Source organism: Flavobacterium aquiphilum, from assembly GCF_027111335.1.
In the GTDB taxonomy this organism is placed as follows: Bacteria; Bacteroidota; Bacteroidia; order Flavobacteriales; family Flavobacteriaceae; genus Flavobacterium; species Flavobacterium aquiphilum.
In genome coordinates, this window is sequence record NZ_CP114288.1 from 3298319 (window position 1) to 3319898 (window position 21580).

Consider the following 21580-nt stretch of genomic DNA (forward strand, 5'->3'; position numbering starts at 1 on the left):
TACTGCCTGTGCTGAAAAGAAACGGGTTTAAAACTGGCTTTTACAACATCGCCCCGCAGATACTGTTTGCTTCGCTTTTAAAAGACCCCCACTCCGAAACCATGCTTAAAGCTTCACAAACTTCTCTGCTTTCTTATTACCTGACCTCCCACGCACAGCACATAAACGAAAACTGGCAGGCGGTGAAAACCTGTCTTAAAAACAACTACAAAATTGAAGATTTTAAAACATGGGAAGATTATATTTCCCTGCTTCGTTGGTTTAAAAAAGACCTCAGCTGTTCTGGTTTTGTCTGCCCTGACAATCTCAATGCGGCCCATGATAGGCTGGTTAGTAAAAAAAGGGCGGTTCAGCGCAAAAAATACCTGCTCCAAATCCGCTCTGAAATCCAAAAAGCACAGGTTCTATACGCCCAAGAAAAAGAGCCGTTTTTCGGGCTTCGCTTTTCTCAAGATAACTTGAGCCTGTACATACTGGAAAACGTAAAGGATTTCATGGAGGAAGGGGATTTACTCTCCCACTGCATTTTTACCAATGAATATTACACAAAAACAGATTCGCTCCTATTCTCTGCCCAATTGGACAACCGCCCCATAGAAACCCTTGAACTCTCCCTTTCCAAAATGAAAGTCATCCAGTGCAGGGGCTTTAAAAACAAACCGTCAAAATACCATAAAAGCATCCTGAACCTGATGGAACAAAACCTCTATCAAATCCGCTCCCGCCTCAAACAACAAAATCCCGAAAACCTTTAGCAAAGAGGGGCTTTTTCTCTAGGAAAAGCTCCTTTCGTTTTATACATGGATTCAACTATCTTTTTGCCCCCGAGCAGACACCCTTAGGCTATTAACCTTTTTAGAATTAGTAATTCTTTTGGGAAATTGGCGCCTAATTCCATCACAAAGTTCGGGCATCTTATCGGTTCGCCACAAAAAATTCCCCCATAAATGCAGAACTTAAGTCTGCTTTATTGCGTTGCTTTTTGCACTCGCTCATCAATGCCCTGATTGGGTTCCATAATTAATCTTAAACATCAAAAATCATGGAAACTCAAAATCAAAACTGGCAAAGCGTATCGGAAATTGAACTCATCTACAGAACCAAAATTAAAGCATCTCAAAGACCTCAAATCAAATCCTCCAGAGAAGCTTATAGACTGATACTGTCCACTTGGGATTTCAACAAAATAGAACTACTGGAACAATTTAAAGTAGTATTCCTAAACCAGGCCAACAGAGCTCTCGGAATCATTGAACTTTCCTCAGGAGGAATTAGTAGCACTATAATAGATGTCCGCCTTGTGTTCTCAGCTGTTTGCTTCCGATTGGTATTTGGCAGGCCATCGAAAGTATCGAAAAAAGAATGTGGTACGCTCGTTCCGCTGAATTAATGCAAGATCCTAACATGATTACATTAAAATGGCTACGTACCTTTGGTAATGTTTTATTTGCAATTGGCATCGTTTCATTCGCTTGGTTTGTATTTGATCTAACATTAAAAAACAAAAACAAGTAAAATAGTAAGTAATACAAGAACTTGAATTAGATTGCTTTAAAATTTATCAAATTCATAACCTTAAGTTTATCGGTTCAATTCCTATCAATATAAAAAAGAGGCAGCCTTCGGACAGCCTCTTTTTTATATTCCTTAATCCTCTTAAAGTAATTCATTTTTAAGCAAATTAACTTGAACTTTACAACAAATCAAGATTGAGCTTTTTAACAAACCTATTGGGATAGTAATAGCAGAACTTTGCATCATATAATTTATAAAAATAAAAATTATGAAAAGCATAGATCAAATTTACATCAACGGCGAGTTTGTAACCCCACACGGTACAAAAAAAAAAAAAAAAAAAAAAAAAAAAAAAAAAAAAAAAAAAAAAAAAAAAAAAAAAAAAAAAAAAAAAAAAAAAAAAAAAAAAAAAAAAAAAAAAAAAAAAAAAAAAAAAAAAAAAAAAAAAAAAAAAAAAAAAAAAAAAAAAACCTTCGATTTATTAAGCCCAACGACCAATCAAAAAATAAGTAGCGTACGTTTGGGCGACGAACAAGATACCAAATCGGCTATTGCAGCTGCAAAAGCAGCTTTCAAAACATTTTCAAAAACTACCATAGCAGAACGCATTGTATATTTAGAAAAATTACAGGCAGCCGTAAGCAAACGTGAAAAGGAATTGGCAGCAATAATGATAGAAGAATATGGCGGAACCTACCAATTTACCAAAAGAAGTGCGGAACTAATGTATTTGTCATTTTCAACAATGATAGAAACATTGAAAAATTTCAACTTCGAAAAAAAAGTCGGACATTCAAAAGTGCGTTTGGAGCCGTTGGGAGTTGTAGGTATCATCACTCCTTGGAATTCGAGCAACGGTTTTATTTGTAATAAATTGGCAACAGCTATTGCAGCAGGTTGCACGACAGTAATCAAACCAAGTGAAATGAGTGCACAACAAACCCAACTGATTACAGAGTGTTTTCACGAAGCAGGGTTACCCAAAGGGGTTTTCAATATCATAACTGGTTTGGGAAATATTGTTGGAGCTGAAATTACCCGTAACCCCGACGTTGCAAAAATTTCATTTACGGGTTCAACCGTTACAGGAAAAATCATCGCCAAAGAAGCCGTAGATACCATGAAACGTGTCACTTTAGAATTGGGCGGAAAATCACCAAACATTATTTTAGACGATGCTAATTTCGAGGAAGCCATTCCAAAGGCAGTACTAGGGGCCTATATGAACAGTGGGCAGGCATGTATTGCGGCAACCCGATTGCTTGTACCTGAAGATAAATTAAACGAAGTAAACGCTTTGGCAAAAAAAGCAGCGCAAAATATAATAGTTGGAAATCCTGCCAATGAAGATACAAGTGTCGGTCCTATGGTTAGCCAAAAACAATTTGAGCGCGTACAAAATTATATCAAAATTGGACTTCAAGAAGGTGCTACTTTATTAACTGGAGGTGAAGGAAAACCCCAAAATTTAGAAGCTGGGAACTTTGTAAAAGCAACCATTTTCACCAATGTGCGCAACAATATGCGAATTGCGCAGGAAGAAATTTTTGGTCCTGTTTTATCTATTATCCCATACAAAGATGAAGAAGATGCAATTGCTATTGCCAACGACACCAACTTCGGCTTAGCGGCTTACATAAGCTCGTCCGATAAGAATCGCGCGGAACGAGTGGCAACACAAATCAATGCAGGACGGGTAAGTATCAATGGATTTCCACACGATCCATTGGCACCATTTGGTGGATTCAAACAAAGCGGTATTGGCCGTGAATTTGGAGTGTATGGTTTAGAGGAATATCTAGAACCAAAAACAATTTTGGCATAAATTGGCTTGACAGCACAGGTCTTCATAAAGTTTTCCTTTGTGGAGACCTATGCTTTTAGGCATCTATTATTTTTGTAATTTTACTAACAAGATGGACACTACAGAAAACAATAGACGACCCATAACCTCTTCCTGTCATTTTACAACATTTCGGGAAGGTGAACAATTCGTTTCATATCACACTATAGGAATGATAATCTCGGGCGAAATGGAACTCAATGATGGGGTTAACAAGGTGGTATTAAAAAAAGGAGATTTATATTCGGCACGAAAAAATCGTTTGATAAAATTTATAAAATATCCTACAGAAACAGGAAAATTCAAATCAATTTCCATTGTGTTCGATAATGAAATGTTGCAAAAATTCAGTTCAGAATATAGCTATACAGTAGAAAAAAAAGTAGATGACGCGGCATTTATCAAATTTACCAAAAACGAGCTACTCCATAATTTTATGCAATCTTTATTGCATTATGAAGATTTATTGAATAGAGATACGGCCACCGAGCTATTACTGCTGAAGCAAAAAGAAGCCTTAATGGTATTGCTGAAATACGATGAATCACTAAAAAATGTGTTGTTTAATTTTGCCGAACCACAAAAAATTGATTTAGAAAAATTCATGAACAAAAACTTCCATTTCAATGTTCATTTAAAAAGGTTTGCCTTTCTCACAGGTAGAAGTCTGGCCACTTTTAAAAGAGATTTTAAGAGTATATTCAATACCACTCCCGGTCGTTGGTTGCAACAAAAAAGGTTACAGGAAGCCTATTATCAAATAACAGAAAAAGGTAAGACCGCATCAGAAATCTATCTGAACTTAGGATTTGAAGACTTATCCCATTTTTCGTTTGCTTTTAAAAAATTATATGGTGAAGCTCCCTCAAAAATTAAGCACTCACAAAGTTAGAGCAAACATACCTTTATCATTATAAATTAAATTTATACTAAAACTTTTATTGTGGATTTAGTCACGCTTACTGGGTCCATCTTCTGTTTCCAAATTTATTCTTCAAAATAGCAACTACTAATAAAACACCGGTTAGCTATGGCTATTGATAATCATTGAAATGTATAAGAATAGCGTTAATATGTTTAAGTCAAGTACATTATATCAAACTAAATTTGTCTAATAATTTAAATATATTACTTATGAAAACTAACAATAAAACAATGAAAGCAATGGTACTCAGTGAAATTCAAGCACCATTAGTACTAAAAGAATTACCAATTCCAACTTTAAAAAGTGGTCAGGTATTAGTAAAAATAATGGCAAGCGGTTTAAATCCACTCGATTTAAAAATACAGGAAGGATTGGCTGCACATGCGCAAGTAACTACTCCTGCAATAATAGGTCTTGATATGGCAGGTGTAATTGCCGATATTGCCAATGATGTACAAAGGTTCAAAGTAGGTGATGAAGTTTATGGTTTAGTAGGCGGTGTTGGCAATAATCAAGGGACATTGGCTCAGTACATTGCAGTAGATGCGGATCATATTGCGTTAAAAGCAAAAAATATTTCAATGAAACAAGCAGCAGCAATACCATTGGTTCTAATAACTGCATGGGAAGGTCTTGTTGATAGAGCGAGTGTCTCTGAAGGCAAAAAAGTTTTAGTCCATGGAGGTTCTGGGGGTGTTGGTCACATGGCAATCCAAATTGCAAAAGCATTTGGCGCTGAAGTTTATGCAACAGATTCTGGCAAAGGTTTAAAATATATTGAAAGCCTGGGAGCTACTGCTATTGATTATACTTCAATGCAACCCGAAGAATATGTAAACAAATACACAGCCGGGAAAGGTTTTGATATCGTTTATGATGTTGTTGGCGGTACTACTTTGGATAATTCATTTAAATCAGTTAAAAAGTATACAGGACATGTTCTTAGTTCATTAGGATGGGGCACACATAGCATCGCACCATTATCATTTCTTGGGGCAACCTACTCTGGCGTTTTTACGCTATTACCTTTGTTGTCGGGTACGGATAAGCATTTACACGGTCAAATATTAGAAAAAGCTTCAAAATTAATTGAACAAGGTAAAATTGCACCGCTTATTTCTTCAAAATCATTTAATCTTGAACAAGCGAATGAAGCTTATACTGCATTGAAAAACCGCACTGAAATTGGGAAAGTTGTGGTTGAATTATTTTAATTTTGACCCATCAAAACTTTTTTATGAAAGATAATGTAATTGAAATAAAATCAATTTCTGAATTGGATAAGCTATACGGTTGTACAAGGCCTAAGCATCCACTAATCAGAATGATTGATTTAACTAGCGCACAAAGAAGTCCACTATTCAAAGAAAATACTTTTTATAAGCTGGGGTTTTATGCCATATTTTTCAAAAAATACATTTTCGAAATTGATTATGGTAGATTATACTGTGACTTTCACGAGGGCTCTATAATGTTTACTGGTCCAAATCAAGTAATTGCTCCTAATCCCAGTCTAATTCCGGAGGAAGGCTGGGGCTTGTTTTTTCATCCAGATATCTTAATTAAATCAGATTTAAATAAAAAAATTAGTGATTATTCTTTTTTCCACTATGATTCAAATGAAGCCTTGCATATTTCTGATGAAGAAAAAAGTACAATATGGGATTGTGTAGAAAAAATAAAAAAAGAATATTCTCAAAACATAGACAAACACACTCAAAATCTAATTCAAAACAATATTGAATTACTATTGAACTATTGCGAACGATTTTACGACAGACAATTTTTTACAAGAGCCAAAGTCAATATTGAAATAGTTTTAAATTTTGAAAAACTATTAAGTGAATATTTTTCTAATGCTAGACTTTTAGACAATGGATTACCTGATGTTAAGTACTTCGCAAATGAACTGAATTTTTCACCAAATTATTTATCAGATCTACTGAAAAAACATACTGGAAAAACTACTCAAGAACTAATTCATCTTAAAATTATTGAAGATGCAAAAAAAATGTTATGGAACTCAGAAAAAACCATAAGTGAAATAGCGTACAGTTTGGGTTTTGAACATCCCTCCCACTTTACTAAAATTTTTAAAAACAAAACAGGAATTTCTCCCAATGAATACAGAAGCTTAAACTAATATAGTTTCTGGAATTAAAATCGGCATACCTGATCATGCAAAATAGTATCGTTGACATCCTAATGCTGACGAGTAGAAATCTATTGCAAAGAAAATTGGCAAAACCAACGTCATTTTGACTACAACCAAACTCATTTTAGCAACATTCATAGATTATTAACTTCTGAACTTTGCAGTGTATTATTCAATTATTTAATAACATGCAAAAGACAATCTTCATTACCGGAACCTCTTCCGGCTTAGGCAAAGCAACTGCAAAATTATTTCACGCCAACGATTGGTATATAATCGCTGCCATGCGCAATCCCGAAAACGAAATGGAACTAACTAAACTTAAAAATTGTACCCTCGTCAAATTAGACATTGCAAACCCGATAGAAATTAAAACTGCTATTGAAACAGTTCTTAAAAAACACACAATTAATGTGGTGGTCAATAATGCAGGATATGGCTTGGTTGGTCCACTTGAGTCTCTGTCTGATCAACAAATAACAAAACAATTAAACACCAATCTACTGGGAACAATAAGAGTATCCAAAGAGTTTATGCCCCATTTTCAACAAAAGAAAAATGGACTTTTTATCAACATTACTTCGATGTTTGGCTTAATTGGCTATCCAACATGTTCTGTTTATGCAGCCACTAAATTTGGGATAGACGGATTTTCGGAAAGTCTAGCCTATGAAGTTTCTCATTTGGGAATAAAAGTTAAAACAATAGCTCCTGGTGGAATAAAAACCGATTTTGCCGGACGCTCTTTAGATAGTAGCAGTCATGTTGCATATAAAAATCTAATTGATAAAGTGAGCGAAGGATATAGTGAAGACAAAATAAGTCAATTTTCAACACCTGAGAACATTGCAAATGTAATTTATGAAGCAGTAACCGATAATAAAAATCAAATTAGATATGTTGCTGGTTCAGATGCTATACACCTATATAACGAAAGATTAAAACTAAATCCGGAAGGACAATTTCAAACTTTAATAACTGAATTTAATTCATTCAACAATGATACAAACGAATAATATCTCAGCACTTTTGAACATTGTGAGAACAATAGGAAACGAGTTTGCAAAGGATTTTAAGAAACATAAAATCCCAACAGAACCCGAAGAATTTCAAAAAATGTTTGACACTATTGATAAAAAGTGTTTGACCTATTTAAAAGATAACATTTCCAAATTATATCCAGCAATCCCTTGGGCAGATGATGAATTAAATATAGAGATTCAAAAACAAGACAGCAATTTAGCCTCATATTGGATTTGTGATTCAATGGATGGAGCTGTACAATACATGCAGCATTTACTAGGTTGGACTATTAATTTAGTACTTATGAAAAATGGACAACCTGATTTAGCTATAATATATGATCCTTTACAAAATGAAATGTTTTGGGCTGAAAATGCAAAAGGGGCTTTTTTGAACAATATTGAACTAAAAATAGCTCCAAAAAACAATATGGAAGTTATGCTAGCATGTTTCAATCATTCACCATTACATAAAAGTGTTTTAGGTTTAAACAAAAAAACAAGCAACCTAGTTGAAAAATTATTAAACGAATTTGGCGCAGTAAGAAATTATGGTCCAACAGGGCTACAAATTGCAAATGTTGGAGCAGGTAGAATTGATATATTCTGTCAAGAAGGATTAGATACGTATAATTGGCTTGCTGGGATATTGATAGCTAAAGAAGCTGGAGCAACAATTTTAAATAAAAATGGAAATAGTTGGCAATGGGGAGATGATACCTTATTTGTAAGTTCATCAAATATTTTATCAAAATTCATAAAAACAATTTAAATTAAAAAAATGGAAAGTTTTAAAAATCAAATGAGTTCAGAAAGAGCCGTTCAACAAGTTTTAGCCCAATATGTAAGAGCTGTAGATAAACAAGATGGCGATATGCTAAGTAATCTTTTTACAGCTGATGGTAAAGTTGAAATTTATGATTTCAACGCAGAAAATCCAATTTTATTATTCACACTTAACGGAAAGAATGAAATTGCAAATGCTATTTCAACTTTAATGTTGCCGCATCCCAAAAAAGGCTGGAGCCATCATACTACACACGACCATATTATCTCAGTAAATGAAAGTGACGCCGAAATGGATGCTCAATTCATTAGATTTGATTCGGTCGGAGCAACCAAACCAGAGAATGGATGGCCATCAGGGACAATAGGTTTAATGGGTACTGTTACTCCAACTGAGTCTGGTTACTATAAACCTTCATTAAAAAAAATAGAGGGAGAATGGAAAATGGTAACTCATAGAATATATCATGATCTTACTTTTGCCTTTCCTGAATAATCGATATGTATCTAGTATTTAATACCTTTGCAATATGAATAAAGATCTAAATATACCTTTAAAATTAAATTCAATTTCAGAAATGCATAAAGTTTTAGGATTTCCAAAACCTTTGCACCCTCTTATAAGTTTAGTAAATTATTCTGATATTAAAACACCCTATGAAGAATGGCCTAAATCAATTCAACCAAACTTTTATAAAATTTCGTATAAAAAAAGTGTAACCGGAAAAATAAAATACGGACAAGGTTACTATGATTTTGTCGAAGGAGGGTTATCTTTTATATTTCCAAATCAAGTTATAGCATGTGCAGACGATGAACAAGATTACTCGGGGTATACTTTACTAATACATCCAGATTTTTTTAGAGGATATTCATTAGATAATAAAATAAAAACCTATGGTTTCTTTTCGTACTGTGCCACCGAGGCTTTATATCTTTCAGATAAAGAAAAGAAAATTATCTTCTACGTTTTTGAAAATATAAGTGATGAACTCAATAATACGATTGATGATTTTAGTCAAGATTTGGTCATTTCTTACATTGAAGTGTTATTGAACTATAGTAATCGTTTTTATAAGCGGCAATTTTTAACAAGAAAACATATAAACAATGGCTTGTTAGCCAAAATGGAAAAAATATTAAATGAATATTTTAACAATGAATACGCTATAAATTCAGGTATACCTAGTGTAGAATACATAGCAAAACATCTTAACGTATCAGCTAGATATTTAAGTGATATGCTACGAGCTATTACAGGGCAAAATGCACAACAGCACATTCATAATGTGTTGATTGAAAAAGCCAAAGAATATTTAACAACCACAAATTTATCTGTTTCAGAAATTGCTTATAAATTAGGTTTTGAGCAGCCACAATCATTCAATAAATTATTTAAAAACAAGACGAATAAGACTCCTGTTCAATTTAAACATGAGTTTCATCAAAATTAAAAAAATTAGAATGGACATCACAGAATTTATAAAAGAGTGGCTTGACCTAAGTAATAGCTATGATACCGAAAATTACCTAGATAAATATGCACAAAATGCAGTATTAAACGATCCATCCGTGGGACGAAAATTTATGGGACACAACGAGATAAGAGAGTATTTTAATAGCTACTTTATTGGCTATAAAACACAAACCAGATTAGTTAATTTAACTACTGGCGACAACAAGGCACATTTAGAAGTTGACTTTACCGGTGATTTTCCCGGAGGCCAAATTAGCGGAATGTTTGACTTCACCTTTAAAGATGGAAAAATTGCTACGGCAAAGGCAGACTTAATCTAAAGTATTCATTTAAATAATGCAACAAATATAGCCGAGCTCAACAGCTCGGCTTTTATATTGGACAAAACGGTGTGACTGACCACCTAATTCCAATTTTAATTGATCAGTACAAATTAACAACCAACAAATTATAAAAATCATTTTATCACCATAAAAATCAACCAATTACCATTAGGTCTCTACTAAAAACAATATTGAAATTAAATGGTCAACACAAATTAGAATTAGGTAATCAACGACACTGGAATTTGCAGTATTTCATTATTTAACCCCTACGATACATACAAACCGCTTCTTTATAAAAAACCAAAATAATTATCTTATAAATCAAACTGAAAATATGCCAATTTCTTTAAATCATTCATAAAATGATTTGTAAATTGTAAACTAGAGGTCACGATAATAATTAAAAACCCCAGTAAGCACTGGGGTTTTTCTTTGTTTCCATTTTAAACAACCCGCCAATAACCCGACATCCTTTTAAGTAAAAATAATCTTTCCTACTTTCAATGAAGACACTCCATCACTCAGAAATAGGTCAATAGAAGCAAATTCATTTTAGCCTTATCGATCTTTTTTTGATGTTTAGTATAATTATAAGATTCTTATAGTATTTTTTGCAGATGTTTTACATTGCTATCCCCAAAATGATACCCCATATTTCTACAATTCATTTTCATGCATTATTCATACACTATCCATGCCTTTGAGTGGGCTTTGAATCGTCCTAAAAATAACTATGAATCGTCCTAAAATAACTATACAGATTATTAAATAAATCCTATTATAGCTATACAAATATAATTTTTAATCCTGAATCAGCTATACAACTGTTTTTTCATAGTTAAACTTTTTATTATAATTCTTCCATCTTTTTTTCAAGTTCCCTGATTGTAAATGGGCTTGATTTGGGGTTAGATAATCGCAACTTGCATGTGGCCTTATTTCATTATAGACTCTAATGACTTTCGTTATCAGGTTATAAGTTGTTGAATCGCCCTTTGAATCATCCTAAAATAACAATTGACAGGTCATTAATAGGACAAAACACCTGTTTAATCAAAGATATACTTTTGCGATTTTTTTATTTGACGTAACTTGAGCCGAGCGAGCTGGTTTTGATTACAATGTAAATTAATAATAGACAAATTAGTCCACTATTAAAAATAAATGCTTATATTTGCCCTGTAAAAAAGAATAAATGTTTTCAAAAGCTTGTGAATACGGTATTAAGGCATCAATCTACATTGCTGAACGATCTTTGGCTGGAAGAAAAACGGGCTTGAAAGAAATTTCAGAAGCAATAGAATCGCCAACTGCTTATACTTCAAAAATACTGCAACATCTTTGTCGAAGTTTTATCATAAACTCCGACAAAGGCCCTACAGGTGGCTTCTCAATAGATATTCAGAGAATGGAAAAAATAAAGCTGAGCGCAATAGTTTTCGCAATTGATGGAGATTCAATTTACAATGGCTGTGGTTTAGGGTTAAAAAAATGTGACGAAAAAAAGCCCTGTCCTGTGCATAATCAATTTAAACTAGTTAGGGATGAACTTAAAAAAATGTTAGAAACAACTACTGTAAAAACATTGGCTATGGATCATGAAAAAAAATTAACCTTTTTAAAGCGCTAAAAAAAATTAAAATAATAGTGGATATTTTTGTCCAATATAACTATAAAAACAAACATATTAATACAAAACTTTAAATCATAAAAAAAATGAATATTCAAGAAAACCAAATTATAGGCGAATTGGTAGCGAAAGACTACCGAACAGCATCAGTATTTAAAAAATACGGTATTGACTTTTGCTGTCAAGGCAACAGAACCATTAATGATGCTTGTGAGGCAAAAAAAATTGATGAGAAATTAGTTGTCTCAGATTTGAATTCACTTATACAATCCAATTCAGAAAATACAATCGATTATAAATCTTGGCCTATCGATTTATTGGCTGATTATATCGAGAAAAAACACCATCGTTATGTGGAAGAAAAAACGTTGGAAATAAAACCCTACCTAGATAAAATCTGCAGAGTTCATGGAGAACGTCACCCCGAGTTGCATGAAATCAACGAACATTTCAATGCTACTGCCGGCGAATTGGCAAAACACATGAAAAAAGAAGAACTTATTTTGTTTCCTAGAGTACGTAAAATGGTTCAAGCAAAACAAAATAACTCCAAGTGGGAGACACCGCAATCTGGTACCGTACATAACCCTATTCAAATGATGATGGACGAACACACCACAGAAGGAGATCGATTTAGAAAAATTGAAACATTGAGCAATAATTACACACCGCCAGAAGATGCCTGTAATACTTATCGAGTAACAATTGCATTACTCAAAGAATTTGAACAGGATTTACACCTTCACATTCATTTGGAGAATAATATTTTGTTTCCAAAAGCGATAGAATTGGAAAAAGAATTGTCACAAAAAAACTAATTAAAAATTATGAGTCAAGAAAAAAAATTATGGATTGGATTGTTATTAGTAGCGCTCTTTTCCTTTGGAGTTTTAGGATATTATGGCTACGAAATTTACCAACAATCACCACCCGTTCCTGAAAAAATAATTTCAGAAAACAAGGAAGTCATTTTTACCGGTCAGGAAATTAAAGACGGCCAAAATGTTTGGCAAAGTATGGGAGGCCAAGAAATGGGAACCATCTGGGGGCATGGTGCTTATGTCGCCCCAGATTGGACTGCCGACTGGCTTCATAGAGAAGCTATTTTTATATTGAACCGCTATGCGCAAAAAGATTTCAATAAAGATTTTGACGCATTGGACAAAGAAAAGCAAGCTGCTCTAAAAATACGTTTGCAAGCCGATTTAAGAACCAATAGATACGATGAAAAAACAAAAACAATAATTATTTCTGAAAATCGTGTTTTAGCTATTCAATATTTAAGTCATTATTACGAAGGTTTGTTTACGAATTCTCCCGAATTTGACAAATTACGAAATGACTATGCTATTCCAAAAAATGCCATCAAAGACGCAAATAGAATGCACAAAATGAATGCATTTTTCTTTTGGGCAACTTGGGCAACAGTTACAGAAAGACCTAATTCTGATATTTCATACACGCACAACTGGCCTGCAGATGACTTAGTAGGAAACAAAGCCACTACCGATTTAATGGCTTGGTCGGGTGTCAGTATTATAACCTTGATACTCTGTATTGGATTATTGGTTTTTTATCATGCAAAATCAGGTGAAGGGGAAAGTTTACCAATACCAAAATCAGATCCGCTTTTAAAACAAGGGATGACCCCATCGATGTATTTGGTGAAAAAATATTTCTGGGTGGTGAGTTTGCTCATGATTTTACAAGTGCTGTTGGGAATTGTAACTGCCCATTATGGTGTCGAAGGAAATGGTTTGTATGGAATTCCAATAGACAAATTTCTGCCTTACGCCGTAACCAGGACTTGGCACACCCAATTGGCCATTTTATGGATAGCCACAGCCTGGCTTGCAACAGGATTGTATATTGCTCCGGCAGTTTCGGGCAAAGATCCTAAATTTCAATGTTTTGGAATCAACTTTTTGTTCATTGCTTTACTCATAATAGTGGTTGGATCCATGATCGGTCAATGGTTTGGAGTGATGCAAAAACTAAACTTGGTTCAAAATTTCTGGTTTGGACATCAAGGTTATGAATATGTTGATCTAGGCCGTTTCTGGCAAATCTTTCTGCTGGTTGGACTTTTCTTGTGGTTGGCTTTAATGGTTCGACCTCTACTTCCTATTTTAAAAAGAAAAACGGAAGAAAAAAATCTAATCATTCTCTTTTTAATTTCATGTTCTGCGATTGCACTTTTCTATTCTGCCGGATTAATGTGGGGAAGACAAACCAATCTTGCCATTTCTGAATATTGGAGATGGTGGGTAGTCCACTTGTGGGTAGAAGGATTCTTTGAAGTGTTTGCAACAGTTGTAATTGCTTTCCTTTTTGTTCGTTTGGGCTTATTGAAAACCAAAACAGCCACATTGAATGTATTGTTTAGCACTATAGTCTTTTTGTCTGGAGGAATTTTAGGAACATTTCACCATTTGTATTTTTCAGGGACACCCAGTGCCGTTATGGCTTTGGGAGCTACGTTTAGCGCCTTGGAAGTAGTACCGTTAACCCTTATCGGATATGAAGCGTATCACAACTATAAACTTTCTAAAGCATCAGCTTGGGTTGATGATTATAAATGGCCTATTTATTTCATGCTTGCTGTATCCTTTTGGAATTTTCTAGGAGCTGGTATATTCGGGTTTATAATTAATCCCCCAATAGCATTGTATTATGTTCAAGGCTTGAATACTACTCCTCTTCATGGTCATACCGCATTATTTGGAGTATATGGAATGTTGGGAATTGGTTTGATGTTATTTGTTCTAAGAAGTTTGTATAGAAACACCTTATGGAACAACAAGTTAATCAAAACCACTTTCTGGTCACTTAATATTGGTCTGTTTTTAATGGCAACAATGAGTTTGCTTCCAATTGGTATTTGGCAAGCCATAGAAAGTATCGAAAAAGGAATGTGGTACGCTCGTTCTGCTGAATTAATGCAAGATCCTAACATGATTACATTAAAATGGCTACGTACCTTTGGTGATGTTTTATTTGCAATAGGCATTGTTTCATTCGCTTGGTTTGTATTTGATCTAACATTAAAAAACAAAAACAAGTAAAATAGTAAGTAATACAAGGACTTGAACTACTGTCTTGTCCTAAAATAGGTATACACAATTCTAGAGTGTATAGCTTTTAGGACAAGACATTAAAAAATCATTTTTTTAGTAATTTGATTTTCGGTATGATGTATTGTGAACGTATTGGTTTTAAGGTCGGCTTCTAAATATGCTATAGTATTATTGTTGGTCCATTTGATAGCTATTGAATCATCAGTCGATGGATTTATTTCAACTTTGCCCAAAAAAGCGCTTGATGTGTTTCTTAAACGAATAATCTCCAACTGTTTCTTTACAACATCAGTTTTTAATCCACGCTCAATGTCTTGCAAACTTAATGTGGTACGGTTAATTTCTTTGTGCCCTGCACTGCCACCATGATCTGCTGCTTCATAATTATTCTTTCCTGCAAAAATATCCAGATACCAAACCTGAGGTATTCCTGGCATGAACATTTGGATCGCTCTAGCCAAAAGTAATTTTTGTTCGTCTTCACCCAATGCACTAAAGAAAGTGGCATTTACTTGGTAATAAGAAATCTTTTTCCCTGATGGATCATAAAGATTTTTTACACGACCACCACGCTCGATGATTGTACTCATGATGGTTTCTATTTCATCATCTTCTAACATGCCTTTATTGTAAACACCATTAATTTCTTTTCCTTTTAAATCTAAAACTGGAATACCGTCGTGACAACCCAGCATGTTTACTGTTTTGTATCCTTTATCAAGAATTTCCTTTGCCCAGTTTAGTAGAGCTTTACTCGATTTGTTTTCTATAGTGTGGATAGTCAAACCAGGTAAGAAAAAATCATAAATAGTATAACCTTCGTTTGCTACTTCGTCATGCAAATGAAGTCCATATTCTGCATGAATTTCAGGCAAGAGCATTAAACTATTTTTGTCTGCAATTTGTTTGATACGCTCTAAATATTCCCAAGTGCCGGGTTTGTTGAAAAAGTTCGATTTGCCAATTTGTTTGTGCAAATAAGCAAAAGCATCCAAACGAAGAATATTGCAACCATAACCATTTAGTTTTTTTAAGGTTTCTTCATAAAAATCCCAAACTAATGGAGATGTTGCATTGACATCCATTTGCCCTAAATAGGAACGATTTTGTTCAACGATTTGTAAAATTTCTGTTTTGAAAGGCGCACAATCTTCAAGTTTTATACTGCTAAAATCTTGATTTTGTTCGATTGCATCGTTGATTTTTTTACTTATAATGATGCGCTGCTCTGCTGTTAATTGTTTTATATTTTGCAAATCAGCAGCAGCAATTTTTTTATAAGTTATTTGCTGATAAAAGGTGTTCCAATAGGGTTGTTCGGTGCCATCTGGGAAATGCACTTTTAATATGGGTAAACCAGATTTTCTCATGAAAAGTTTCTTGAGAAATTCTTCTTTAGGAATAATAATTCCTTCTTCATTTTTTTGGCCATTGCCCTCCCAAAATTCATTCCAATTGATAAAAAAATCTTTGTATTTTGATTGATTTCCTTTTTTTAGCAAATCTTTGAATTGTGGTGATGCAACGGAGAGATGATTCAATACAATGTCAAATTTTAATTTAATATTGAGTTCATTCAAAGCATCTAAATCTGCTGTAGTAACTAAATCTTTATTAATATTATAATCAATAATAGAAAAACCTCTGTCTAAATCGCTATTAAAAAATGTAGGCAACACATAGAATAAAGAAAAAACATCCTTAAAGTCCGGTTTTTTAAGCATACTTATAGTGTCACACAGCTTGGTCCCAATACTGTCAGGATAGGCGTTAAGCATAACACCGTTAGTGATTGTTTTGTTATTTTGCTCCATGATAATTTTATAATAGTTGAGATAAGATATTGATATTGTCCGGCAAGCGACCTACATTTTGTAGTTTTAAAGCCGCTAATTTTAAGGCAATATCCAGACATTCATTAATTGTTTTTTTCTTGATATAAGCAAATAAAAAACCAGACCAAAAAGCATCGCCAGCCCCTGTGGTATCAACAACTTTATCTACTTTAATAGCAGGCAATTGTATCAGGTTTTTTCCTTTTTGAGATAATTTCACTCCTTTGCTACCCAATGTAAGACAAACGATATCAACACCTTCATCATGGAAAAATTTAAATATTTCTTCATGAGGAAGTTCTTTTTCAAAAAGGCGTAACATGTCATCTTCACTAATTTTTATCAACGGATTGAACTTGCAATACGTTTTGATTACTTGAATCGCTTCGTCTTGACTGTTCCAAAGTTTTTTGGCATAATTGACATCAATACTCAATTGACAGCCTAAGTTATATGCTTCTTCTGCTTTTTTTAAAATGGTGTCCTGTGCTGGTTTTTTGCTTAAAGCAAAACAAGTAGTGTGAAATATTTTAGTTTTGGATAATGTTTCTTTTGATATTTGTTCCCCATCAATACAATAATCGGCTTCACGGTATGGAATAAAATCCGGTGTACTCTCAGATCTTGAAACAAAAATAACGCTGGTAGATTTATTATCCAGGCACTTGATATAATCTGTATTTAAGCCAACACTGGACAGCCTGTCTAAAATATAAGTTCCAAAACCGTCATTTCCTACCGTTGCTACCATAATAGCATTTAAACCTAATCTTGAAGAGTTCATAGCGACATTAGTAGGTGAACCTCCTAAATAGCGATGATAATCTCTAGTGTTGTCAATAAAAACTCCTGATTGATGTCCGATAAAGTCAATAAGAACTTCACCAACACAAAGGATATCTATATTATTCATAATTGTTGTTTTTTAATGGTTTATCGGACCAATTTTTACATAGTCTGCGGTTTTTTACTTTTAATAAAAAGTGTTGCTATTGCGCCTAATATTAAAAGTACTCCCGCAAAAGTGATGGCTAAGCGTGCATCATTATTTAAAAAATGTTTTAAGATAAAACCAAAGGATAAATTTTGTAAAATCATTGGTATCACAATCATCATATTGATTATTCCCATATAAACTCCGTATCGTTCTTTAGGGATATTGGTAACAACCATCAGGTAAGGAATTCCCATCATGCTTGCCCATGCGACCCCATAACCAATGATTACCGGAAAGAATAAATACTGATTTTGTATTATAGGGAAAAAGAAAAATGAAATTGCCCCAAACAAAAGACAAACAAAATGCACCATTTTGGGACTGTGTTTCTTGGCTAATTTTGCCAGATAAAAAGCTACTGAAAAGGTTATAATAAATCCAAATGCACCAATCAATCCCATCCATTCCACTGCTTTTTCATAAATTTCTTTATTAGAAGGAGTAACATTCCATACTGACAAAGCAATGCTTTTGGAATTGTTTTGCCAAAAACACATTAAAGCATACCATTGAAATAAATACACTAAAAAAAGCTGCCACATTACTTTTGGCATTTCCAATACAGCATGATAGATATCAACAAAAGGAGAAAGGAGGTTTAAGGGCTCTGATTTTATTTTTTCTATTTCTTCTTTTGTAGGCGGTATTTCTGCTGTTTTTTTCATGCTCCACCAAATCGATGTTATTGAAAGTACTGCTCCAAGAAAGAAAGAGGCATAAATCCAGTTAGGCAATTCCCCATTGTAACCTGTAAAAACGATGGGAAACAGAAATAATGAAATATAGGATAAGAATTGACCTAATCCGGTAAAAAAACTTTGTGCTTGAAAACCTGTCGGCTGCTGATCTTCGTTAAGAGTGTCGGCAATAAAAGCCCGATACGGTTCCATGGCGGTATTATTACCCACGTCTAAAATCCAAAGCAGACCTGCAGCCATCCATAGCGAACTACTAAATGGGAAAAGAAATAAGGCAATACTACAAATCACAGCTCCAATAAAAAAGTAAGGTTTTCTTCTTCCCCACCTCGGATGCCAAGTTTTATCGCTCATTGCCCCAATTATGGGCTGAATCAATAATCCGGTTAAAGGTCCGGCTAAATTTAATATTGGAATTTGATCCGGACTAGCGTGAAGAAAATCATAGATAGGATTTACAGCACTTTGTTGTAAACCAAAACTGTATTGGATGCCAAAAAAGCCGACATTCATATTGATTATTTGCCAAAAACTAAGTTTAGGTTTAGAGAGTATCATAATTATGTGTTTTTTATGATTTTAAAATCAATTCCTGTACTATAAAAATACAGGAATTGAAAACCAATCAGCATTTATGCAATTTGTATTTAATTAAAACTTATAGGATAATGCCATAGAAAGGGATCTTCCGGTCATTGATCTTGCTCTCACATAGTTTACTTTGTTTTCAGTGATGCTGCCTTCTTCTGCTTCAGTGATAGCAAGTGTGTTGAACAAGTTATTTCCTGAAATATTTAAAGACAATCCTTTTGCAATACCTACTTCTACAAATCCATTTACAATTACAAATCCATCCATCACTAATTGATTGTTATCTTGAGCAAAAGCTTTTGACTGACCAACAAAACTTAAACCAAGTGTATTTTTATTATTCATGAATTTATAAGTAGGGATAAAACTGTACATTAATTTTGGTTGTCTTCTAGGTTGGTTTCCATTGTTGTCACCAGAAGTAATTTCAGCTTTTGTGTATGTTAATGAACTTCTAAGGTTTAAATTATCAGTTATATCATAGGCTGATTCTAATTCCAAACCTAGAGATTTATAGTTATTTTTGATAATACTGTTTGAAGTAGCTTCGTAACCACCCTGCTCATCTGTTTTAGAATGAAAGGCTGTGGCGTAGAAATATCCTCTATTAAATTTTTGTTTGTATCCAATTTCAGATTGCTGTAAGAAATCTAAAGCATTGATTTTATTTCCATCCAAATAATTCAAACCACTAAATAGAATTCTGTCTGCTTTAGCTGAAGCACCTTTACTGATACGTGCGAAAACAGACTGTTTGTTATTAATTAAGAAATTGGCTCCTAAAGTATAAGAATAATAATCGTAATCATAATTTACCGGCGTAGCATTGGCATTATCAATCGCATAAACATTTTGTTCCGGTACTGATATTTTTCCGTCATTGTTGATGTCATAGGTTGTTGAAACGCCTCCAGCAAATGAACCCGTTACTTTTCCTTTGTCATATCGTAAACCTCCTTCAAATGATAATTTTTCAGTTGCATCCACCGTAATATTGATATATGGTGCCGAAACATTGTATTGTGTATCATAATTTCGGGCTAAATTTCCCCAAGCCGGAGTTCCATAAGCATAAAGACCATTTTCTGACAATAATGTACCGGCAGCATTTTTAACGTTTATCAAACGAGGATTCGCATCTGAAACTTCTTGTAAATATGAATTCCACAGCCAAGACATAGATACATTTTGCATGGATTTAAAAAATCCGGCTGTTATTCCTATTTTATCCAATTTTTTCGTCAATCTCAAATCATTCATAAAATTCCCCATGTTGTTTAATTGAGTGTCGAACATGTGAATTCTGGCAACTAAACCATTTGGAGTATTAAAAGCGGCTCCATTATCAGCATAGCTTAAAGTTGATCCAGCTCCAAACGAATTGGCAATTGTTGAAGCTGTGGCTAATTCAGCAGGGAATGGAGAAATAAAACCACCTGTATTTAATGTGAATCTGATGTTGTCATTAATTTTCCAACCGTCGCCTAAGTCAAATGAAGCATTGGCTCCTATCGATTTTGAAATTGGATGCATTCCATTAGCAACTGCTTCTCTGCGCACATTTCCGTCAGGCCCAAGTCCAAGATTATGAGTTAAGTAAATAGATTGTAAAGCACCTGTTGTGGCATCATATCCGTCAACGCTTTTCCAATTTGGGTTGGCATTTGTTCCAGAAACAGCTACTGGCATTGGCATATAAGCAACCGCCCTGTCATTTAGGAATTTAGCGTAAACTGTAATAGAACCATTTTCAAATTCTTTAGTAATATTAAATTTAAATTGTCCACCATTATTGCTATTAAATCCTGTATTTCTAATTCCTTCACCTGTTCTGTAAAAACCACCGGCGTGAAAGTACAAACCTTCTCCAATTTTTCCGCCGTAATCCAAATCAGTTCTAAAATTGCCATAATCTAAACCAAAAGTAGTGCTCAAATTACCACCTTCTGTTTTTCCTGTTTTGCTGATAAAGTTGATTATCCCTCCTGGAGAATTAGTTGACAAAGTGGATGCCGAACCTCCACGGATAGCTTCAATTTTAGCAATATTTCCATCAAATCTTGTAAAAATATCTGCTGTTGCAAATGCAATATCACCAAATAATAATACAGGCAATCCATCTTCCTGAAGTTGTAAATATTTGGATCCGCCAGATGAAATAGGGACTCCACGAACAGAAATATTTGAGTTTCCTTCACCTCCGGAAGATTCTGAACGAATACCAGGAATGGTGCGAAAAATTTCAGCTGTCGATCTAGGTGCAGATTGTGTAATTTGTTCCGTGCCTAAAGAAGTTATTGAAACACTGGATTTGATTTTGGCTTTAGGATTTACAACTCCTGTGACTACAACATCTTGTAGTACATTTGCGTCTTCTATTAAGGATACATCTTGTACTGTATTACCATTTATTGTGATATTTAATTCTGCTGTTTTGAATCCTACATAAGTTGCGATGATAGTAATGGTACCATTTTGCAAATTTGAAAAAGTGTATTTTCCGTTTTGGTCAGTTGCAATAGCTTTGGTGGTATTTTTTATTGCAATGTTTACACCTACGAGAGGAGCGCCTGAAGCATCAGACACTGTTCCTGATAAATTTGAATTTTGTGAAAAAGAGAAGTTAAATAGCAATACTGCTGTAACTAATCCCATTTTTTTAAAAAATGAATTTATTGTTTTCATGGTTTGAAATTATTTTAT

18 protein-coding genes are annotated in these 21580 nt (G+C 33.9%); 14 read left to right on the forward strand and 4 right to left on the reverse strand.

The features are described 5' to 3' along the window. Positions 1-8 precede the first annotated feature (8 nt). The 14 genes from OZP12_RS13530 to OZP12_RS13595 all read left to right on the forward strand — a co-directional run bounded on the left by OZP12_RS13530 (position 9) and on the right by OZP12_RS13595 (position 14744). Positions 9-755, forward strand: a complete 747-nt coding sequence (locus OZP12_RS13530) for a PcfJ domain-containing protein (RefSeq protein WP_281225554.1) — start codon at positions 9-11, stop codon at positions 753-755. A gap of 287 nt (positions 756-1042) precedes the next feature. Continuing rightward, positions 1043-1390: a JAB domain-containing protein gene (locus OZP12_RS13535; protein WP_281225555.1), complete on the forward strand. Its 348-nt coding sequence runs from the start codon at positions 1043-1045 to the stop codon at positions 1388-1390. Between the two features lie 393 nt (positions 1391-1783). Next, positions 1784-3340 carry an aldehyde dehydrogenase family protein gene (locus tag OZP12_RS13540; RefSeq protein ID WP_281225556.1) on the forward strand — a complete coding sequence of 519 codons (1557 nt, stop codon included), beginning with the start codon at positions 1784-1786 and terminating at the stop codon, positions 3338-3340. Positions 3341-3431: 91 nt separating this feature from the next. After that, the gene (locus tag OZP12_RS13545; RefSeq protein WP_281225557.1) at positions 3432-4250 is read left to right on the forward strand and encodes a helix-turn-helix domain-containing protein; all 819 of its coding nucleotides are present in this window, start codon (positions 3432-3434) and stop codon (positions 4248-4250) included. Between the two features lie 242 nt (positions 4251-4492). Next, positions 4493-5497, forward strand: a complete 1005-nt coding sequence (locus OZP12_RS13550; RefSeq protein WP_281225558.1) for a zinc-dependent alcohol dehydrogenase family protein — start codon at positions 4493-4495, stop codon at positions 5495-5497. Between the two features lie 23 nt (positions 5498-5520). Continuing rightward, a complete protein-coding gene (locus tag OZP12_RS13555) occupies positions 5521-6426 on the forward strand; it encodes a helix-turn-helix domain-containing protein (RefSeq protein ID WP_281225559.1) in 906 nt (301 codons plus the stop codon). A 200-nt stretch (positions 6427-6626) separates the two neighbouring features. Beyond that, complete coding sequence (locus OZP12_RS13560) at positions 6627-7454, forward strand: SDR family oxidoreductase (protein ID WP_281225560.1); 828 nt, start codon at positions 6627-6629, stop codon at positions 7452-7454. Continuing rightward, the gene (locus tag OZP12_RS13565; RefSeq protein WP_281225561.1) at positions 7438-8232 is read left to right on the forward strand and encodes an inositol monophosphatase family protein; all 795 of its coding nucleotides are present in this window, start codon (positions 7438-7440) and stop codon (positions 8230-8232) included. Before OZP12_RS13560 ends, OZP12_RS13565 begins: the two co-directional genes overlap by 17 nt. Positions 8233-8241: 9 nt before the next feature. Further along, entirely contained in the window at positions 8242-8742 is a 501-nt protein-coding gene (locus tag OZP12_RS13570) for a nuclear transport factor 2 family protein (protein ID WP_281225562.1), read from the forward strand. 34 nt (positions 8743-8776) lie between these two features. After that, positions 8777-9700, forward strand: a complete 924-nt coding sequence (locus tag OZP12_RS13575; RefSeq protein ID WP_281225563.1) for a helix-turn-helix domain-containing protein — start codon at positions 8777-8779, stop codon at positions 9698-9700. Positions 9701-9710: 10 nt separating this feature from the next. Next, the gene (locus tag OZP12_RS13580) at positions 9711-10043 is read left to right on the forward strand and encodes a nuclear transport factor 2 family protein (RefSeq protein WP_281225564.1); all 333 of its coding nucleotides are present in this window, start codon (positions 9711-9713) and stop codon (positions 10041-10043) included. Between the two features lie 1201 nt (positions 10044-11244). Beyond that, positions 11245-11679 (forward strand): RrF2 family transcriptional regulator, encoded by a 435-nt coding sequence (locus OZP12_RS13585; RefSeq protein ID WP_281225565.1) that lies wholly within the window; start codon positions 11245-11247, stop codon positions 11677-11679. A gap of 86 nt (positions 11680-11765) precedes the next feature. Further along, positions 11766-12497: an iron-sulfur cluster repair di-iron protein gene (gene ric / locus OZP12_RS13590; protein ID WP_281225566.1), complete on the forward strand. Its 732-nt coding sequence runs from the start codon at positions 11766-11768 to the stop codon at positions 12495-12497. 9 nt (positions 12498-12506) lie between these two features. Further along, positions 12507-14744: a nitric-oxide reductase large subunit gene (locus OZP12_RS13595; RefSeq protein ID WP_281225567.1), complete on the forward strand. Its 2238-nt coding sequence runs from the start codon at positions 12507-12509 to the stop codon at positions 14742-14744. A gap of 89 nt (positions 14745-14833) precedes the next feature. Here OZP12_RS13595 and OZP12_RS13600 read toward each other — a convergent pair whose 3' ends face one another. The 4 genes from OZP12_RS13600 to OZP12_RS13615 all read right to left on the reverse strand — a co-directional run bounded on the left by OZP12_RS13600 (position 14834) and on the right by OZP12_RS13615 (position 21562). Then, positions 14834-16570 carry an alpha-amylase family glycosyl hydrolase gene (locus tag OZP12_RS13600; protein ID WP_281225568.1) on the reverse strand — a complete coding sequence of 579 codons (1737 nt, stop codon included), beginning with the start codon at positions 16568-16570 and terminating at the stop codon, positions 14834-14836. A 7-nt stretch (positions 16571-16577) separates the two neighbouring features. After that, positions 16578-17504 (reverse strand): carbohydrate kinase family protein, encoded by a 927-nt coding sequence (locus tag OZP12_RS13605; protein WP_281225569.1) that lies wholly within the window; start codon positions 17502-17504, stop codon positions 16578-16580. 35 nt (positions 17505-17539) lie between these two features. Further along, the gene (locus OZP12_RS13610) at positions 17540-18844 is read right to left on the reverse strand and encodes an MFS transporter (protein WP_281225570.1); all 1305 of its coding nucleotides are present in this window, start codon (positions 18842-18844) and stop codon (positions 17540-17542) included. 93 nt (positions 18845-18937) lie between these two features. Beyond that, on the reverse strand, positions 18938-21562 hold the full coding sequence (locus OZP12_RS13615; RefSeq protein ID WP_281225571.1) for a TonB-dependent receptor: 2625 nt from the start codon (positions 21560-21562) through the stop codon (positions 18938-18940). Between the last annotated feature and the right edge of the window lie 18 nt (positions 21563-21580).

What these genes read in the sequence shown, in the direction of transcription:
- OZP12_RS13600 (WP_281225568.1), bottom strand. Translation starts at nt 16,570, where the DNA reads ATGGAGCAAAATAACAAAACAATCACTAACGGTGTTATGCTTAACGCC.
- OZP12_RS13605 (WP_281225569.1), bottom strand. Translation starts at nt 17,504, where the DNA reads ATGAATAATATAGATATCCTTTGTGTTGGTGAAGTTCTTATTGACTTT.
- ric (WP_281225566.1), top strand. Translation starts at nt 11,766, where the DNA reads ATGAATATTCAAGAAAACCAAATTATAGGCGAATTGGTAGCGAAAGAC.
- OZP12_RS13555 (WP_281225559.1), top strand. Translation starts at nt 5,521, where the DNA reads ATGAAAGATAATGTAATTGAAATAAAATCAATTTCTGAATTGGATAAG.
- OZP12_RS13570 (WP_281225562.1), top strand. Translation starts at nt 8,242, where the DNA reads ATGGAAAGTTTTAAAAATCAAATGAGTTCAGAAAGAGCCGTTCAACAA.
- OZP12_RS13550 (WP_281225558.1), top strand. Translation starts at nt 4,493, where the DNA reads ATGAAAACTAACAATAAAACAATGAAAGCAATGGTACTCAGTGAAATT.
- OZP12_RS13610 (WP_281225570.1), bottom strand. Translation starts at nt 18,844, where the DNA reads ATGATACTCTCTAAACCTAAACTTAGTTTTTGGCAAATAATCAATATG.
- OZP12_RS13565 (WP_281225561.1), top strand. Translation starts at nt 7,438, where the DNA reads ATGATACAAACGAATAATATCTCAGCACTTTTGAACATTGTGAGAACA.
- OZP12_RS13585 (WP_281225565.1), top strand. Translation starts at nt 11,245, where the DNA reads ATGTTTTCAAAAGCTTGTGAATACGGTATTAAGGCATCAATCTACATT.
- OZP12_RS13540 (WP_281225556.1), top strand. Translation starts at nt 1,784, where the DNA reads ATGAAAAGCATAGATCAAATTTACATCAACGGCGAGTTTGTAACCCCA.
- OZP12_RS13575 (WP_281225563.1), top strand. Translation starts at nt 8,777, where the DNA reads ATGAATAAAGATCTAAATATACCTTTAAAATTAAATTCAATTTCAGAA.
- OZP12_RS13545 (WP_281225557.1), top strand. Translation starts at nt 3,432, where the DNA reads ATGGACACTACAGAAAACAATAGACGACCCATAACCTCTTCCTGTCAT.
- OZP12_RS13595 (WP_281225567.1), top strand. Translation starts at nt 12,507, where the DNA reads ATGAGTCAAGAAAAAAAATTATGGATTGGATTGTTATTAGTAGCGCTC.
- OZP12_RS13615 (WP_281225571.1), bottom strand. Translation starts at nt 21,562, where the DNA reads ATGAAAACAATAAATTCATTTTTTAAAAAAATGGGATTAGTTACAGCA.
- OZP12_RS13560 (WP_281225560.1), top strand. Translation starts at nt 6,627, where the DNA reads ATGCAAAAGACAATCTTCATTACCGGAACCTCTTCCGGCTTAGGCAAA.
- OZP12_RS13580 (WP_281225564.1), top strand. Translation starts at nt 9,711, where the DNA reads ATGGACATCACAGAATTTATAAAAGAGTGGCTTGACCTAAGTAATAGC.
- OZP12_RS13535 (WP_281225555.1), top strand. Translation starts at nt 1,043, where the DNA reads ATGGAAACTCAAAATCAAAACTGGCAAAGCGTATCGGAAATTGAACTC.